The 16909-nt window shown below is 64.4% G+C and carries 17 protein-coding genes; 14 read left to right on the forward strand and 3 right to left on the reverse strand.

Going from position 1 to position 16909, the window contains the following annotated elements:
* Nucleotides 1–137 precede the first annotated feature (137 nt).
* Entirely contained in the window at nucleotides 138–1688 is a 1551-nt protein-coding gene (locus N5C91_RS14885) for a TerC family protein (protein ID WP_279830255.1), read from the forward strand.
* Nucleotides 1689–1727: 39 nt separating this feature from the next.
* Here the strand turns inward: N5C91_RS14885 and mscL are convergent, their stop codons facing one another.
* Entirely contained in the window at nucleotides 1728–2144 is a 417-nt protein-coding gene (gene mscL, locus N5C91_RS14890) for a large-conductance mechanosensitive channel protein MscL (RefSeq protein WP_024764778.1), read from the reverse strand.
* Nucleotides 2145–2327: 183 nt separating this feature from the next.
* Here mscL and N5C91_RS14895 point away from each other — a divergent pair, with 183 nt between their 5' ends.
* From N5C91_RS14895 to radA, 3 genes are all read left to right on the forward strand, one after another.
* The gene (locus tag N5C91_RS14895; protein WP_054906513.1) at nucleotides 2328–2570 is read left to right on the forward strand and encodes a DUF465 domain-containing protein; all 243 of its coding nucleotides are present in this window, start codon (nucleotides 2328–2330) and stop codon (nucleotides 2568–2570) included.
* 76 nt (nucleotides 2571–2646) lie between these two features.
* A complete protein-coding gene (locus N5C91_RS14900) occupies nucleotides 2647–2889 on the forward strand; it encodes a hypothetical protein (protein ID WP_236175635.1) in 243 nt (80 codons plus the stop codon).
* A gap of 54 nt (nucleotides 2890–2943) precedes the next feature.
* Nucleotides 2944–4323, forward strand: coding sequence for a DNA repair protein RadA (radA, locus tag N5C91_RS14905; RefSeq protein WP_279830256.1), 1380 nt, complete (start codon nucleotides 2944–2946; stop codon nucleotides 4321–4323).
* A gap of 114 nt (nucleotides 4324–4437) precedes the next feature.
* Here the strand turns inward: radA and N5C91_RS14910 are convergent, their stop codons facing one another.
* Nucleotides 4438–4806 (reverse strand): PilZ domain-containing protein, encoded by a 369-nt coding sequence (locus N5C91_RS14910; RefSeq protein WP_184592153.1) that lies wholly within the window; start codon nucleotides 4804–4806, stop codon nucleotides 4438–4440.
* Between the two features lie 180 nt (nucleotides 4807–4986).
* Here N5C91_RS14910 and N5C91_RS14915 point away from each other — a divergent pair, with 180 nt between their 5' ends.
* From N5C91_RS14915 to yjiA, 4 genes are all read left to right on the forward strand, one after another.
* On the forward strand, nucleotides 4987–5499 hold the full coding sequence (locus N5C91_RS14915) for a DUF3015 domain-containing protein (RefSeq protein WP_236175636.1): 513 nt from the start codon (nucleotides 4987–4989) through the stop codon (nucleotides 5497–5499).
* A gap of 188 nt (nucleotides 5500–5687) precedes the next feature.
* Nucleotides 5688–7754: a carbon starvation CstA family protein gene (locus N5C91_RS14920; RefSeq protein ID WP_236175637.1), complete on the forward strand. Its 2067-nt coding sequence runs from the start codon at nucleotides 5688–5690 to the stop codon at nucleotides 7752–7754.
* Nucleotides 7755–7766: 12 nt separating this feature from the next.
* Entirely contained in the window at nucleotides 7767–7970 is a 204-nt protein-coding gene (locus tag N5C91_RS14925; protein ID WP_015478970.1) for a YbdD/YjiX family protein, read from the forward strand.
* A 182-nt stretch (nucleotides 7971–8152) separates the two neighbouring features.
* Nucleotides 8153–9151, forward strand: a complete 999-nt coding sequence (yjiA, locus tag N5C91_RS14930; protein WP_279830257.1) for a GTPase — start codon at nucleotides 8153–8155, stop codon at nucleotides 9149–9151.
* Nucleotides 9152–9347: 196 nt separating this feature from the next.
* On the opposite strand, the gene N5C91_RS14935 is transcribed toward yjiA, so the two are convergent.
* Nucleotides 9348–10034 carry a GntR family transcriptional regulator gene (locus N5C91_RS14935; RefSeq protein WP_236175639.1) on the reverse strand — a complete coding sequence of 229 codons (687 nt, stop codon included), beginning with the start codon at nucleotides 10032–10034 and terminating at the stop codon, nucleotides 9348–9350.
* Nucleotides 10035–10174: 140 nt separating this feature from the next.
* Here N5C91_RS14935 and N5C91_RS14940 point away from each other — a divergent pair, with 140 nt between their 5' ends.
* The 6 genes from N5C91_RS14940 (at nucleotide 10175) to N5C91_RS14965 (ending at nucleotide 16899) form a co-directional block, all read left to right on the forward strand.
* The gene (locus N5C91_RS14940; protein WP_045216629.1) at nucleotides 10175–11245 is read left to right on the forward strand and encodes an ABC transporter ATP-binding protein; all 1071 of its coding nucleotides are present in this window, start codon (nucleotides 10175–10177) and stop codon (nucleotides 11243–11245) included.
* A 2-nt stretch (nucleotides 11246–11247) separates the two neighbouring features.
* Nucleotides 11248–12156 (forward strand): ABC transporter permease, encoded by a 909-nt coding sequence (locus tag N5C91_RS14945; RefSeq protein WP_279830258.1) that lies wholly within the window; start codon nucleotides 11248–11250, stop codon nucleotides 12154–12156.
* Nucleotides 12153–12944 (forward strand): ABC transporter permease, encoded by a 792-nt coding sequence (locus N5C91_RS14950; RefSeq protein WP_045216633.1) that lies wholly within the window; start codon nucleotides 12153–12155, stop codon nucleotides 12942–12944. Before N5C91_RS14945 ends, N5C91_RS14950 begins: the two co-directional genes overlap by 4 nt.
* Nucleotides 12945–12986: 42 nt before the next feature.
* Nucleotides 12987–14039, forward strand: a complete 1053-nt coding sequence (locus N5C91_RS14955; protein WP_279830259.1) for an extracellular solute-binding protein — start codon at nucleotides 12987–12989, stop codon at nucleotides 14037–14039.
* A 149-nt stretch (nucleotides 14040–14188) separates the two neighbouring features.
* Entirely contained in the window at nucleotides 14189–15403 is a 1215-nt protein-coding gene (locus N5C91_RS14960) for an amidohydrolase family protein (protein WP_279830260.1), read from the forward strand.
* Entirely contained in the window at nucleotides 15400–16899 is a 1500-nt protein-coding gene (locus tag N5C91_RS14965) for an amidohydrolase family protein (RefSeq protein ID WP_279830261.1), read from the forward strand. Before N5C91_RS14960 ends, N5C91_RS14965 begins: the two co-directional genes overlap by 4 nt.
* Nucleotides 16900–16909 lie beyond the last annotated feature (10 nt).

Below are 16909 nucleotides of genomic sequence, written 5' to 3' on the forward strand. Positions count from 1 at the left end.
ATGGACAGTCAAAGTACGAAGCCGACCCCGGTGCCTACCCCCGTAGAGCCCGTGATCGGCGAACCTCCCCCGGCACCCGCGTTCGCGGATGCCGCTTCCCGGCCTGCCATGGCGCGCACCCAGCGAGGTGAGTCGGCATGGAATGGCTGATGGATCCCACGGCCTGGCTTGGCCTGCTCACCCTGATCCTGCTCGAGCTGGTACTCGGCATCGATAACCTGGTCTTCATCGCGATCCTCGCGGACAAGCTGCCGCCGCACCTGCGCGACCGCGCGCGGCTGATCGGCCTGTCGCTGGCGCTGCTGATGCGCCTGGGCCTGCTGGCGAGCATTTCCTGGCTGGTCACGCTCACCGAGCCGCTCATCGAGGTATTCGGCAAGAGCTTCTCCGGCCGCGACCTGATCATGCTGTTCGGTGGCCTGTTTCTGCTGTTCAAGGCGACCCTGGAGCTGCATGAGCGCCTGGAAGGCCGTGTGCACACCTCCAACGGCAAGCGCGTGTATGCCGCCTTCTGGCCGGTGGTGGCGCAGATCGTGGTGCTGGACGCGGTGTTCTCCCTCGACGCGGTGATTACCGCCGTGGGCATGGTCGACCAGCTGGAAGTGATGATGATCGCGGTCATCTTCTCCATCGGCCTGATGATGGTTGCCAGCAAGCCGCTGACGCGTTTCGTCAACGAGCACCCGACGGTGATCATGCTCTGCCTGGGCTTCCTGCTGATGATCGGTTTCAGCCTGACCGCCGAAGGCCTGGGCTTCCATATCCCGAAAGGCTACCTGTATGCCGCCATCGGTTTCAGCCTGCTGATCGAGATGGCCAACCAACTGGTGCGCTGGAAGCGCCAGAAGAGCCTGCGCGGCCAGCGCGGACTGCGCCAGCGCACGGCCCACGCCGTGCTGCGCCTGATGGGTGGCAAGGTGCAGGCCGACGAGGTGGGCGAGGAAATCGCCGACCTGGTGGGGCCCGACGATGGCGGTGACGCTCCGTTCGACCGCCGCGAGCGGGTGATGATCAGCGGCGTGCTGGGCCTGGCCGAGCGTCCGGTGAAAGCCGTGATGATCGACCGCCAGCGCGTACACCGTGTGGATGTGGCCGACAGCCCGGAGGACATCCGCCGCGCGCTGCTGGAGTCGCCGTACTCGCGCCTGCTGGTGATTCGCGAAGGCAACATCGACGAGCCGCTGGGCTACGTGCACAAGAAGGAGTTGTTCTCGGCGCTGCTGCAGGGCCGTGAGCTGGACGTCCTGCCGCTGTTGCGCGAGCCGCTGAGCCTGCCGGACAGCAGCACCGTGCTGGGCGCGCTGGAACAGATGCGCGAGGCCTCGACCCACCTGGCCTTCGTGGTCAACGAGTTCGGTGGCTTCGAGGGCATGCTCAGCATGACCGACGTGCTGGAGGCCATCGCCGGTGAGCTGCCCGATGCCAGCGAGGTGTCCGGTACGGACATCGAGGCGGAGGCGGGCGCCTACCGGGTGGATGGTGCCGTGACCCTGTCGGCGCTCGCCGAACGAGTCGGCTTCCACGCCCGCCCGACGGCGGAATACCAGACCCTCGGCGGGCTGGCGCTCAAGCACCTTGGCCGCTTGCCGGCCAAGGGCGACACGCTGGAGCTGGGCGGCTGGCGCCTGGAGGTAACGGAAGTCAGCGAGCGACGCATCGGCCGTGTGCTGCTGACTCCGCCGGGCTGACGCCGGAAGGGGCGGCGCCCCGCCGGATCAGCGATCTGCTCAGGGCGCGCGGTTGTTCTGCTGCTTGAGCAGGTCGCGGATTTCGGTGAGCAGCGTCTCTTCCGGTGTCGGTACCGGGGGAACGCTGGGCTCCACGGCTTCTTCGCGCTTGAGTCGGTTGATGGCCTTCACGCCCATGAAGATGGCGAAGGCGACGATGATGAAGTCCAGGCAGGTCTGGATGAACTTGCCGTAGGCCAGCACCACGGCAGGCACGTCGCCTTCGGCGGCCTTCAGGGTGATCGCCAGGTCCGAGAAGTCCACGCCGCCAATCAGCAGGCCGATAGGCGGCATGATCACGTCGCCGACGAAGGAAGAGACGATCTTGCCGAATGCGGCGCCGATGATGATACCGACGGCCATGTCGACCACGTTGCCCTTGACGGCGAAGGCCTTGAACTCGCTAAGCAGACTCATGCACAGACTCCTTGTTACGCAATAGAGGGGGACAGGCGCAGTTTAGCGGCCTGTCGCCGTCTGAACACCCCGGCGCGGTCCAATTCATGCCGCATGACCGGCGGCGGTGGGCGGGTTCACAACCTGGTCTAGGCTTACCGGGCAACCTATCCACGCCCACGCATCCACAGAAGGAGGCCCGCCATGCCGCTCGAGCATCATCCCCTGTCCCGCGAATTTCCCGAGCAGAAGGCACTGATGACCCGGTTGCACGGGAAAGACGCCAATTTCACCCGCATGGCCGCCAGCTACGAAGAGCTGGACAAGAAGATCTATGACATCGAAGACGGCCGCGAGGCGATGGACGACCTCGCCCTCAACTCCCTCAAACTGCAACGCGTGACGCTGAAGGACGAGATTGCCGACCTGCTCAAGCGATCCGGTTGAGCTTGACCAGAGTCAAGGGTGTTGGACGGAGCGAGGCGTAGGCTCCTGTCATCCTTTTCCAACCGGTGCCACCGCCATGCGTACATCCATTTCGTCCTCTGGCAAGTCCGTCACCAAGCCCTCAAAGCGTAACGTCGAAGCCCTGCGCGCCCAGGAGCGCCTGGTGCGCATGAAATTGCAGTACGAATTGCTCGACCAGCGCATCGGACGTGTGGAGGAGGGCATCGAACGCCCTGATTGCACCCTCGCTTCGCTGCTGATGCGCCGCGAGAGCCTCAAGCACGACATGGAGAGCCAGTACCGCCGCCTGGCGGGCTGAAGCGCTTGGCCCAATTGGCTATGATGCGGGCTTTGTATTCGACGGAAGTCCCTCATGGCCAAGGCCAAGCGCATGTACGGCTGCACCGAGTGCGGCGCCACCTACCCGAAATGGGCCGGGCAATGCCCTGACTGCGGCGCCTGGAACACCCTGGTCGAGGCCGTCATCGATACCACGCCCACCGGCGGCTCGGGCAGCAGTTCTTCCGGCCGTGGCGGTTGGGCCGGCCAGCAGGCCAACATCAAGACCCTCGCCGAAGTCAGCGTCGAGGAGATGCCGCGTTTCTCCACCGCATCGGCGGAACTGGATCGCGCCCTGGGCGGCGGCCTGGTCGACGGCTCGGTGGTGCTGATCGGCGGCGACCCCGGTATCGGCAAGTCGACCATCCTTCTGCAAACCCTCTGCAACATCGCCACGCGCCTGCCGGCACTCTATGTCACCGGCGAGGAATCCCAGCAGCAGGTCGCCATGCGCGCCCGCCGTCTGGGCCTGCCCGAAGACAAGCTCAAGGTCATGACCGAGACCTGCATCGAGACCATCATTGCCACGGCGCGCCAGGAGCAGCCCAAGGTGATGGTGATCGACTCGATCCAGACCATCTTCACCGAACAGCTGCAATCCGCGCCCGGCGGTGTCGCCCAGGTGCGCGAGAGTGCGGCACTGCTGGTGCGCTTTGCCAAGCAGAGCGGCACCGCGATCTTCCTGGTCGGTCACGTCACCAAGGAGGGCTCGCTGGCTGGCCCGCGGGTGCTGGAACACATGGTCGACACCGTGCTGTATTTCGAAGGTGAATCCGACGGCCGCCTGCGCCTGTTGCGGGCGGTGAAGAACCGCTTTGGTGCGGTGAACGAACTGGGCGTGTTCGCCATGACCGACCGCGGGCTGAAGGAAGTTTCCAACCCGTCGGCGATCTTTCTCACCCGTGCCCAGGAGTCCGTGCCGGGTAGCGTAGTCATGGCAACCTGGGAAGGCTCGCGGCCGATGCTGGTGGAAGTGCAGGCGCTGGTCGACACCAGCCACCTGGCCAACCCGCGCCGGGTGACGCTGGGCCTGGACCAGAATCGCCTGGCCATGCTGCTGGCAGTGCTGCACCGCCATGGTGGCATCCCGACCTACGACCAGGACGTTTTCCTCAACGTAGTTGGCGGTGTGAAGGTTCTGGAAACAGCGTCGGACCTGGCGTTGATGGTGGCGGTGATGTCCAGCCTGCGCAACCGCCCGCTGGATCACCAGTTGCTGGTATTCGGCGAGGTCGGCCTGTCTGGCGAGGTCCGCCCGGTGCCTAGCGGTCAGGAGCGCCTGAAGGAAGCGGCCAAGCACGGCTTCAAGCGCGCCATCGTGCCCAAGGGCAATGCGCCGAAGGAGTCACCGCCCGGCCTGCAGGTGATCGCGGTAACACGCCTGGAGCAGGCGCTGGACGCGTTGTTCGAATAGATTCGCTTCGGCGTTGGTGATAGGCGATCGCGGACAAAGTCCGCTCCTACGAAAATGCCAACCTTGGTGTAGGAGCGGGCTCCGTCCGCGATCGCGCGACGTTGGCACGGTCGTTCAGTGCTCGCTGAGCAACGTCAGCTCCCGCTCCAGCAGCGACTCGTCGCCCAGGTTCAGTTCGACCAGGCGGCGCAGGTGGCTGATCGAATCCAGGTCGATGTGCCGGCAGTTGAAGCCCAGCAGGCCCTCACGCTCCCAGGCGAGATCGGCCTCCATATAGACGTTGACGTCGAAGCCCAGGTAGATGCGCACCTGCACCGGCTCCGCGGCAACTATGTTCCAGTGCTCCGGGCGTTGCACCAGCAGCCCCTGCAGAGACAGGTCCAGCAGCGTCACCTTCCAGCGCTGGTCGCCCTGGCTGATCTCCGTGCCGGCGTCGAAGGCAATGCGCTGGAAGCGCCGGCGCTCGTCGTGATCGTCAGTCATGTCGTGGCTCTCCGGCCGTTTCCGCTTTGCCTCACTATAGACAGAAGCCACGGGAAACGCGTCGCACGTCGATTGCCGAGGTTTCGTCCGTCAGACACATCCCACGCAGGTTTGACAGGGTGCCAGCCCTCGCCAAAGCTCCATGAGCGTTAATCCAATACCAACTGCGGAGTGCAGAACATGGATAAGAAGCTCGTGAGCAAGGGTTTGATCATTGGAGTGCTTAGCGCCGCCAGCCTGCTGGCGCAAGCTGACGAAGCAGGGCAGAGCGGCAAGGGCTGCGGTTGGGGCAACATGGCCTTCGACGGTCAGCGCGGCCTGTTCCCGCATCTGCTGGCCACCACCACCAACGGTACTTCGGGCAATGCCACCTTCGGCCTGACTTCGGGGACCAACGGTTGCGACGCCAATCAGCGCATCACTTACGGCGGCCGCTCGATCTTCGCCATGAACGGCATGCTCGACAACATCGCCGAGAACATGGCGCAGGGGCATGGTGAAGCACTGGATGCCTACGCCGTCCTGCTCGGCATTCCAACCCAGGATCGCGCGCATTTCGCACAGGTCACCCAGCAGCATTTCGGTGAGATCTTCACCTCCAAGGACACCACCGGCGAGCAGGTGCTGAACAACACCCTGGCGGTGATGAGCCGTGACCAGACGCTGGCGCAGTACGCCAAGCAGCCTGCCTGACGATCTGTCGCAGCATGAAAAGGCCCGCCACAAGCGGGCCTTTTCATTTCCTGACTCCAGGGTCGGAACGCGTTGACCTCCGGCAATAAGCGCGTAACCGCTCTAGACTAAGGTCGTATGAATGGGTCGCTGGAAAAGACTAGAATTTTTCTGCGAATTCTCGCCTTCAAACTGTCGGAAGCCTCGCTATGAACAATAACAACAGCCTGCTACGTCACCTCGCCTGGCTGGCGGTGGCGATAGTTGGTGCATTTGCCTTGGGAGTCGTGGCGCTACGCCGCGGCGAAGCCATCAACGCACTGTGGATCGTCGTCGCGGCCGTCGCCATCTATATGGTCGCCTACCGCTACTACAGCCTGTTCATCGCCACCAAGGTGATGCAACTGGACCCCAACCGAGCGACCCCCGCGGTCCTCAACAACGACGGCCTGGACTACGTCCCGACCAACAAGCACATCCTCTTCGGTCACCACTTCGCCGCCATCGCCGGCGCCGGCCCGCTGGTCGGGCCCGTATTGGCGGCGCAGATGGGCTACCTGCCCGGCACGCTCTGGCTGATCGCCGGCGTGGTGCTGGCCGGCGCCGTGCAGGATTTCATGGTTCTGTTCATCTCCAGCCGCCGCAACGGGCGCTCGCTGGGTGAACTGGTCCGCGAGGAAATGGGGCAGGTGGCGGGGACCATCGCTCTGTTCGGCGCGTTCCTGATCATGATCATCATCCTCGCGGTGCTCGCGCTGATCGTGGTGAAGGCCCTTGCCGAAAGCCCGTGGGGCATGTTCACGGTACTGGCGACCATCCCGATCGCGCTGTTCATGGGAGTGTACATGCGCTACATCCGCCCGGGCCGCATCGGCGAGATTTCCGTGGTCGGTATCGTGCTGCTGCTGGGTTCCATCTGGCTCGGTGGGCAGATTGCCGCCAGCCCCGAGTGGGCCCCGGTGTTCACCTTCCATGGCGTGCAGATCGTCTGGATGCTGATCGCCTACGGCGCCATCGCCTCGGTGCTGCCGGTGTGGCTGCTGCTGGCGCCGCGTGACTATCTGTCGACCTTCCTCAAGATCGGCACCATCATCGCTCTGGCCATCGGCATCGTGATCGTCTCGCCGGAGCTGAAGATGCCGGCCCTGACCCAGTTCACCGACGGCACCGGTCCGGTGTGGAAGGGCGGCCTGTTCCCGTTCCTCTTCATCACCATTGCCTGTGGCGCCGTGTCCGGCTTCCACGCGCTGATCTCCTCGGGCACCACGCCCAAGCTGCTCAACCGCGAGCCGGACGCCCGTTATATCGGCTACGGCGGCATGCTGATGGAGTCCTTCGTGGCCATCATGGCGATGGTCGCTGCCTCGGTCATCGAGCCGGGCATCTACTTCGCCATGAACAGCCCGCCGGCCGTGGTCGGCACCGACGTCACCGCGGTGGCCGCGACCGTCAGCAGTTGGGGCTTCACCATCACCCCGGAAGTGCTGGCCCAGACCGCCAAGGACATCGGCGAGACCACCATCCTGGCCCGTGCCGGTGGTGCGCCGACCCTCGCCGTGGGTATCGCGCACATCCTTCACCAGGTGCTGCCGGGTGAGAACACCATGGCCTTCTGGTACCACTTCGCGATCCTCTTCGAGGCGCTGTTCATCCTCACCGCGGTGGACGCCGGCACCCGTGCCGGGCGCTTCATGCTGCAGGACCTGCTGGGCAACTTCGTCCCGGCGCTGAAGAAGACCGAATCCTGGACCGCCAACATCGTCGGCACCGGCGGCTGCGTCGCGCTGTGGGGCTGGCTGCTGTACCAGGGCGTGGTCGATCCGCTGGGTGGCATCAACACGCTGTGGCCGCTGTTCGGCATCTCCAACCAGATGCTTGCCGGTATCGCGCTGATGCTCGCCACCGTCGTGCTGATCAAGATGAAGCGCCAGCAGTACGTCTGGGTGACCGCCCTGCCGGCCGCCTGGCTGCTGATCTGCACCACCACCGCGGGCCTGATCAAGCTGTTCGACAGCAACCCGGCCGTGGGCTTCATCGCCCTGGGCAAGAAGTACTCCGCCGGCCTGGACGCCGGGCAGATCATCGCCCCGGCCAAGGACATCGGCCAGATGCAGCACGTGATGATGAACGCCTACATCAACGCCGGCCTCACCGTGCTGTTCCTGCTGGTGGTGTTCAGTGTGCTGGTGTACGCGATCAAGGTAGGCGCCAGCGCCTGGACCAAGAAGGAGCGCACCGACAAGGAGGCTCCGTTCCAGCCGATCCCGGACGCCTGACGGAGGTTCACCATGTTCAATGACCTCAGCCGCATGGGTAAGTATCTCGGACAGGCCGCACGTATGCTGGTCGGCATGCCCGATTACGACACCTACGTTCAGCACATGCAGAACAAGCACCCGGACAAGACTCCGATGACCTACGAGGAGTTCTTCCGCGAGCGTCAGGAAGCGCGCTACGGTGGTGGCAAGGGAAGGCCGATCCGCTGCTGCTGATGCGATGAAACTGGCTGCGTGGCCGATGCTGCGTTGCCAGCGGCGGGAAAAGTGCTCGTCTATTGAAGTAGACTCCGCTTTTTCCCGCCACTGGCGCCTTGCCTCGTCGGCGTTTCATAAATGGAATTGCGGGCCGCGAGCGATCGCGGCCCGTTTTCTTTTCCGATTGCCTGGAAGTTCCCATGACCGATTCCGCAAGCGTGCCGCAGATTCCGGTGACTGTTCTCACCGGTTTCCTTGGGGCCGGCAAGACCACCCTGCTCAAGTACATCCTCAAGGCCGAACACGGCCTGAAGATCGCCGTGATCGAGAACGAATTCAGCGAGACACCCATCGATGCCCAATTGCTCGGCGACGACGCGGTACAGGTGACGACGCTGTCCAACGGCTGCGTCTGCTGCACCATCAATAGCGACCTCGAGCGTGCGCTCTACGTCCTGCTGGAGCGCCGCGACAACGGCGAGCTGGATTTCGACCGCCTGGTGATCGAGTGCACCGGCCTGGCTGATCCGGCCCCGGTGGCGCAGACGTTTTTCGTCGACGAGACCCTGCGCGAGCGTTATCTGCTCGACGGCATCATCACCCTGGTGGACGCCGCCAACGCCGACCGTCACCTGCAGGAAGCCATCGCCCAGGCCCAGGTCGGCTTCGGTGACCGTATCCTGGTGAGCAAGCGCGACCTGGTGTCGCCGGAGCAATACGAGGCCCTGGTGGAGCGCCTGCAGCGCATCAATCGACGCGCCGAAATCCACGCGGTGGAGCACGGCGCCATCGAGCTGGAACGCCTGCTCGACGTGCGCGGCTTCAACCTCAACGCCGACGTCGGCCTGCGCCCGCTGCTGCGCCCGGTGCGACCGGCGGCGGACACTACCGACCGCATCTCCACGCTGGTGCTGCGCAGCGACAATCCACTGGATATCGAGCGGCTCAGCGAGTTCATGGACGACCTGCTGCAATGGCACGGCAACTCGCTGCTGCGCTACAAGGGCGTGCTGAACATCGCCGGGGAGGAACGCCGCCTGGTATTCCAGGGCGTGCTGCGGCTCTATGGGTTCGACTGGGACACCGAGTGGAAGGGCAACGAGCAGCGCGAGAGCGTGATCGTCTTCATCGGTGACAACCTGCCCGAAGAGGAGATCCGCCGGGGCTTCGACCGGATTACGGGCGGCCCGACTGCCTGAAAGCAGACGCCCGGCCAATGCCGGGCGTTTTGTTTGGTTCTTCGTAGGAGCGAGCTTGCTCGCGAACCAGCGCTCCCGGTTGGCACCGCAATTCGCTCCCTCGCCGTTCACGGAGAGGGACAGTTCGGTGCAAGCGTTGGGGCTGGAGCTGGCCTGGAGCTTCTGTTCGCGAGCAAGCTCGCTCCTACACAAAGTTTCAGCCACCAATCAGATGCTTGAGCGGGTGATAGTCCGCCTTGAGGTTCCCTGCTGCCTTGATGATCGCCTGCTCGATGGCGTTCAGGTGCATGCAGGTCAGCTCGATGGCCGCCGCCTGGTTGCCCGCTTCGATGTACTCGATCAACTTCTGGTGCTCGTTGCCGCGGCAGGTTTCGTGCTGGTCGTCGTCCAGGGTAGTGGCGTAGAGCGAGGCGCGCTCGATCAGCTTGCGGAAGAAATCCAGCAGCACCGGGTTGTTCAGTGCCGCCGCCAGCTTGAGGTGGAATTCGCCCAACAGGTGGACGAACCGCGCGTGGTCATGGTCATGGGTCGCCTCTTCCAGCGCCACGTGCTCGCGCAGGTCCTGGATGATCGCGCTGTCTGCGCGGCGGCAGAGTTCGCTGACGATGCCGATCTCGATCAGCCGCCGTGTTTCGAACAGCGAGCGGATCTCCTCGTCGCTGGGCAATGACACCCATGCACCCTTGTTGAGCGCGCTGGATACCAGCCCATCCGCTTCCAGATGTTTCAGCGCCGCGCGCACCGAAGTGCGGCTGACCTTGAACAAATCCGCCAATGCCGCCTCGCCGAGCTTCATGCCCGGGCGCAGGCTGCGCTTGCTGATCGCCTCGTAAACCCCTTGGTAGACGCGTTCCACCGTGGATTCGGGGTGCTTCTCCGTCATGAGCGACTCCGCCTCTTGCTTGACCCTTCAAAGGATGCCGCAAAACCGTCCGTGCAAAACCAGTTGCAGAAGAAAAATACATCAGCTATTTCTAGATTGCATTCAAATATTGCATACAAAAACAAGAGGAATGCACCAAAATGAATCACTCGTCGTCAGTCGAGGTGCGTCGGGTCAGCAAGCGCTACACCGATGATCCCAACGTCGCTCCCGCCCTCAACGAAGTGTCGGTCGACATCGCCCATAACGAATTCTTCACCCTGCTGGGGCCGTCCGGCTGCGGCAAGACCACGCTGCTGCGCAGCATCGCCGGGTTCGAGAATGTCACCTCCGGCGACATCCTTGTCGGCGGCGAGCGGGTCAACGACCTGCCGCCGTACCGCCGCCGCATCAACACCGTGTTCCAGAGCTACGCGCTGTTCCCGCACATGTCGGTGAGCGAGAACATCGCCTTCGGACTGGAAATGCAGGGCCTACAGCGCTCGGAGATTCCGAAGCGGGTGAAGGAAATGCTCGCGCTGGTGCAGATGGAACACCTCGCCCGGCGCAAACCGGCCGAGCTCTCCGGCGGCCAGCAACAACGTGTGGCCCTGGCCCGTGCGCTGGCGCCCAAGCCTTCGGTCCTGCTGCTCGACGAACCGCTGTCCGCCCTGGACCTGAAGCTGCGCAAGGAAATGCAGGTCGAGCTCAAGCGCGTGCAGGAAGAGGCGGGCATCACCTTCATCTTCGTCACCCACGACCAGGAGGAGGCGCTGACCCTGTCCGACCGCATCGCCGTGATGTCCCACGGCAACATCATGCAGATCGGCACGCCCAACGAGATCTACGAACGCCCGACGCATCGCTTCGTCGCGCAGTTCATCGGTGACATCAATTTCCTCCCCGGGCAGATGCGCCAGGGCGGCTTCCACCCCAACGCCATGGCCGCAGAGATTCCCTGTGAGCTGCCGGCAGGTCTGAGCAGCGCCAGCGTGCAGCTGGCCTTCCGCCCGGAACGTTCCAAGCTGGTCGACCCGTCGCAGCCGCACCACCTGCGCGCGGTGATCGAGACGGTGATGTACGTCGGCACTGCCACGCTGTATCGCTGCCGCCTGCCCGATGCCTCGCAGATCACCCTGCGCGAGAGCAACGAGGGCGGCCGCGCCCGCGACGTCGGCGAGGCCGTGGCGGTGCACCTGCCGCCCCAGGCCTGCCTGCTGATGGAGGCCTGAGCATGAAGGAGTCGCCCACTACCCGACGCCTGTTGCTGCTCAGCCCGGTGGCGCTGACGCTGCTCGGGCTGATCGCCATTCCGCTGGCGATCATGGGCTACATCAGCCTGTTGCCGCGCAACCTCTATGGCGGCGTCAACTGGCACGCCGACTGGCAGATCCAGAGCTACGTGCAGCTGTTCTTCCAGGAGGATTTCGACGGCAACCTGGAGCTCAACTGGGTCTACGCCCAGGCGCTGCTGCGTTCACTGTTCCAGGCTGGCGGCACCACGCTGCTGTGCTTCCTCTTCGGCTTCCCGGTGGCGCTGTGGATGACCAGCCTGAGCGAGCGTTCGCGCAACCTCATGGTGCTGCTGATCACCATTCCGTTCTGGACCAACCTGCTGATCCGCAACTACGCCTGGCTGATCATCCTCCGCGAACACGGCTGGATCGCCCAGACGGTCAACGCGCTGTTCCCCCAGGCCGGTGGCATCACCCTGCTGTACAACGACTTCGCGGTCTGCGTCGGCCTGGTCTACAGCTTCCTGCCATTCATGATCCTGCCGATCTACTCGACGCTGGAGAAGCTCGACTGGCGCCTGGTCGAAGCCGCCTACGACCTTGGCGCGAATCGCTGGAAGGCGCTGCGCCGGGTGATCCTGCCGCTGTCCATGCCCGGCGTGATTGCCGGCTCGCTGCTGGTGTTCGTGCCTAGCCTGGGCGCGTTCATCACCCCCGCCATCCTCGGCGGCGGCAAGACGCTGATGATCGGCAACCTGATCCAGCAGCAGTTCGGCACCGCGCGCAACTGGCCGCTGGGCGGTTCGCTGTCGTTCCTGCTGCTGGCGATCATGCTGCTCGCGCTGATCGCGTTCGCCCTCTATAGCCGCCGCGCCGCCAAGGCCGTCCACCTGGGAGCTTCCGCATGATCGCCCAGCACCTGAAGAAACTCCCCGGCACCCGCGAGACCAGCCTGCTGGTGCTGGCGTACCTGTATCTGCCGATCTTTGTGTTGATCGCCTACAGCTTCAACGCCAACCGTTCGGCCACGGTGTGGACCGAGTTCTCCTTCGCCTGGTACGGCAAGATCGTCGCCAACCCTTCGATCCAGGCGGCGGCCTTCAACTCGCTGGTGGTGGCGGGCTTCGCTACCGTGCTGTCCACGGCGATCGCCCTGGCGGCGGCGCTGGCAACCTCGCGGCCGTTCTACGGGCGGCGGATGGTGGAAGGCGGAATCAACCTGCCGCTGATCCTGCCGGAGATCGTCATTGCGGTGGCCACGCTGCTGCTGTTCATGTCGCTGGGTATCAAGCTCGGACTGATGACGGTGATCGTCGCCCACGTCGGCTTCTGTATTCCGTTCGCTTACCTGCCGATCCGCGCGCGCCTGAACGACCTCGACAAGAGCCTGCTGGAAGCCGCCGGCGACCTCTACGCCAGCCCCTACCAGGTGTTCCGCCGGGTGACCCTGCCGCTGCTGTGGCCGGCGGTGCTGTCCGGCGCTGTACTGGCGTTCGTGGTCAGCCTCGACGACTTCATCATGACCTTCTTCGTCGCCGGCCCTGGCTCGACGACGCTGCCGGTCTACATCTTCTCGGCCATCAAGGCCGGGGTGACGCCCGAGATCAATGCCATCTCGACCCTGATGCTGGTGATTTCCATCGTCCTCGTGGTGCTGTCGTACTGGCTCGGCCAGCGCGGCAAACCGGACGCCTGATAACGACTGCCGACCCTGACCTTTAGCTTTTCGGAGAGCCCTATGAAGTTGAATGCCCTGCGTCACGGCCTTGCCGGTTTGTCCCTCGCCCTGCTGGCCGCGGGCGTTGCCCAGGCCGAGGAGCCCAAGCAGCTGTTCTTCTACAACTGGACCGACTACTACCCGGTGGAACTGCTGGCCAAGTTCGAGAAGGAGACCGGCATCAAGGTCACCATGGACGGCTACGACAGCAACGAAACCCTGCTGGCGAAACTGCAGGCCGGCGGTGCGGCATACGACGTGATCGTGCCGTCGCATTCGATCATGCAGACACTGATCAACCAGAACCTGCTGCTGGAAATCGACACGCCCAAGCTGGCCAACTTCCAGTTCGTCAAACCGGCGTTCCGCGACCCGGCCTTCGATCCGGGCCGCAAGTACTCGGCGCCCTACCTGTGGGGCACCACCGGCTTCTCCTACGACAGCGCGCGGGTGCCGGGCGGCAAGCTGGACGATTCGTGGAAGGAGTTTTTCGAACCGCGTCCGGAGCTGCAGGGCCAGGTCGCCGCACTGGATACGCCGAGCAGCCTGATCAACGCCGCCGCGCATTACCTGAACGTCGACGAGTGCACCGAGAACCCGCAGGACGCGAAGAAGATTCTCGAACTGCTGCAGAAGCAGAAGCCCTTCCTGAAGATGTACAGCTCGGACAACACCGTGGACCGCATGGCCTCCGGCGAAGTGGTGCTGATGCAGAACTGGAACGGTTCCACCGCGCGCGCGACGCTGCAGAAGAGCACCATCAAGTATGTCTACCCGCGCGAGGGCGTGGCCTCCTTCCAGGACAACTTCGCCGTGCCGAAAAGCGCGCCGCACCCGGAGAACGCCAAGGTCTTCATCAACTGGATGATGAAGCCGGAGAACGCTGCCGCAGTGACCAACGCCATCGCCTATTCCAACGGCATCCAGACCGACCAGTTGCTCGACGCCAAGTGGAAGGTCATGGACGCGATCAACATGCCCGAGGAATACGCACAGCGCCTGCGCCTGGAAAAGGAATGCAGCAACAAGTCCCGCGAGCTGCAGGACCGCATCTGGTCCAAGCTCAAGGGCTGAGTCCTCACCCGAATCTCGTGCTCGTTTTTCGCTCTTCGTAGGATGGGTGGAGCGGAGCGATACCCATGCGACCGGCAAAACGATGGGTATCGCAGGCTCCACCCATCCTACAAAACAGCACCGATCCAACTTCCTGTTTCGAGGTCCCCATGACCGACAGCTACTGGCTGCGCAACATCCGCCCGCTGGGCAACGCCGCGGAAGACTTCCTCATTCGTGATGGCCGCATCGCCGAGCGCCGCCCGGCAAGCGGCGCCGACATCCAGCCGGGCGAGATCGACGGCGCCGGCCAATTGCTCGTGCCGCCGCTGGTGGAAAGCCACTGCCACCTGGACAAGACCCTCTGGGGCCAACCCTGGCGTCCGAACAGCGCCGGCCCCACGCTCAAGGACTACATCGCCAACGAGCGCCGCGTGCTGCGCGAGATCGAAGCGCCGATTGCCGAGCGTGCCGGCGCGCTGCTGGAACAGTGCATCGCCCGTGGTTCGCTGACTTTCCGCTGTCACGTCGACATCGATCCCGAGCTGGGCCTGCGCCACGTGGTCGCCATGCAGGCGCTGCGCGAGCGCTACGCCGACCTGATCGACATGCAGTTCGTGGTCTTCCCGCAGACTGGCCTGGTCAGTCGCCCCGGCACCGCCGAGCTGATGCGTGAAGCCATGCAGCTGGGTGTGGAAAACGTCGGAGGTCTGGACCCCTGCGGCATCGACGACGATCCCATCGCGCAGCTGGATATCGTCTTCGGCCTGGCCGTGGAGTTCGGGCGTGGCGTGGACATCCACCTGCACGACAAAGGCGAGCTGGGCCTCTGGCAGATCGCCCGCATCGCTGAGTACACCGAGCGTCACGGTCTGCAGGGCAAGGTCATGATCAGCCACGCCTATTGCCTGGGCATGGCACCGTGGGAGCAGGTCGAACCGCTGGCCGAGCGGCTCTCCGAACTGGGTATTTCCCTGATGAGTTCTGCGCCGGCCGACACCCCGGTGCCGCCGTTCCTTGCCCTGCGCGAAGCCGGCGTCAACCTGTGCCTGGGCAGCGACGGCATCCGCGATGCCTGGTCGCCCATGGGCAATGGCGACATGCTCGAACGCGCCATGCTGCTGGCCTTCCGCTTCGACCTGTGCAAGGACGACGACCTCGCCGCTGCATTCGGCGCGGCCACTGCCAACGGTGCCCGGGCGCTGGGTCGCGAGCCCGCGCGCCTTGAACTCGGCGCGGCGGCGGACTTCCTCCTGTTGCCGGTGCAGACCCTCGGTGAAGCCGTGGTCGCGCGCCCGGCGCAGCGCCAGGTATTCAAGTCTGGCAGGCTGATTGCCGAGCAGGGTCGCCTGTTGGCCTCTCGTCTGCAGGAGCGGGGTCTGTGAGCACTTCTCGCATTGGTCTGAAAGCCAGCTTCGTGGTCGGCTTCGACGGTCGCCAACACGTGCTCTGGCGTCACGGCGAAGTCGTGTTCGAAGGCGCGAAGATCGTCTTTGTCGGCCGCGGTTTTCCCGGCGAAGTCAGCCAGTGGATCGACTACGGCCACGCGCTGATCGGCCCTGGCTTCATCGATCTCGATGCACTCGGCGATCTGGACTCCACCGTGCTCACCCTGGATAACGGCGCCGAGTGGAACATGGGCCGCGTCTGGTCCGAAGACTACCTGCGCGCCGGGCCGAGCGAGTGCTACAGCCCGGAGGAGGAGCTGTTCAAATACCGCTACGCCTTCACCCAGCTGATCCGCAACGGCATCACCACCGCCATGCCGATCACCTCGATGTACTACCGGCGCTGGGCCGAGCACTACGACGAATTTGCCGGAGTCGCTGCGCTTTCCGGCGAGCTCGGCCTGCGCACCTATCTCGGCCCCTGTTACATGAGCGGCATGACCTATGCTCGCGCCGATGGCAGCCCTGCGCAGCACTGGGACGAATCCGCCGGCCTTGCCGGGCTACGGGAAGCCGAACGTTTCTTCCGCGACTTCGATGGCGCGCACAACGGATTGGTGCGCGGTGCGCTGCTTCCGGACCGCATCGAAACCTGCACACCCGCACTGCTGGAGCGCACCGCCGCCGTGCAGCGCGAACTGGATGCGCCGCTGCGCCTGCATTGCTGCCAGTCGCGCTACGAAGTCGAACTGGTGCGCCGTCTGCGCGACACCTCGTCCCTGCAATGGCTGGACAGCTACGGTCTGCTCAACCCGCGCAGCGTGCTGCCCCACGGCATCCTGCACAGCGGCGAGCACGAGTTGCAGCGCCTCGCCGATACCGGCGCGAGCCTCGTGCATTGCCCCGTGGTGTTCGCCCGCGAAGGCGATGCGCTGGACTCCTTCGGTGCCTACCGCGCACGCGGTATCAACCTCGCCATGGGCACCGATACCTTCCCGGCGGACATGCTCGATAACCTGCGCCAGGGCCTGAACATTTCGCGGGTAAAAGAAGGCGATGCCGAGCACACGCGCATGCTCGACCTCTACAACGCAGCAACTCTCGGTGGCGCCCAGGCGCTGGGCCGTGATGACCTCGGCCGTCTCGCTCCTGGCGCCCGCGCGGATATCACTGTGTTCCGCCTCGGTGACTTCCATCAGGGGCCGTTCTTCGACCCGCTGAAGAACCTGTTTACTGCCGGCCGTGGCGACGACTGCATTGCCAGCTTCATCGATGGCCGCTGCGTGATGCAGGGCGGCCAGGTGACCGGTGTCGATTACGCCGACTTGCAACGTCGCGCCGACGCGTTGTTCCAGAAGCAGATGCAGCACCACGCCGAGCGCGCTTTCGGCAACCCGCCGTGGCGCACGCTGTTCCACTCCGCGATTCCCTTTGCCGACACCTATAGCGCTGCTGCGCCCTTGCTCGACGCCCACGCGCCCAGTGCCTTCTGAAGGAACCCCC

This window comes from Pseudomonas sp. GD03903 (assembly GCF_029840045.1).
In the GTDB taxonomy this organism is placed as follows: Bacteria; Pseudomonadota; Gammaproteobacteria; order Pseudomonadales; family Pseudomonadaceae; genus Pseudomonas; species Pseudomonas pseudonitroreducens.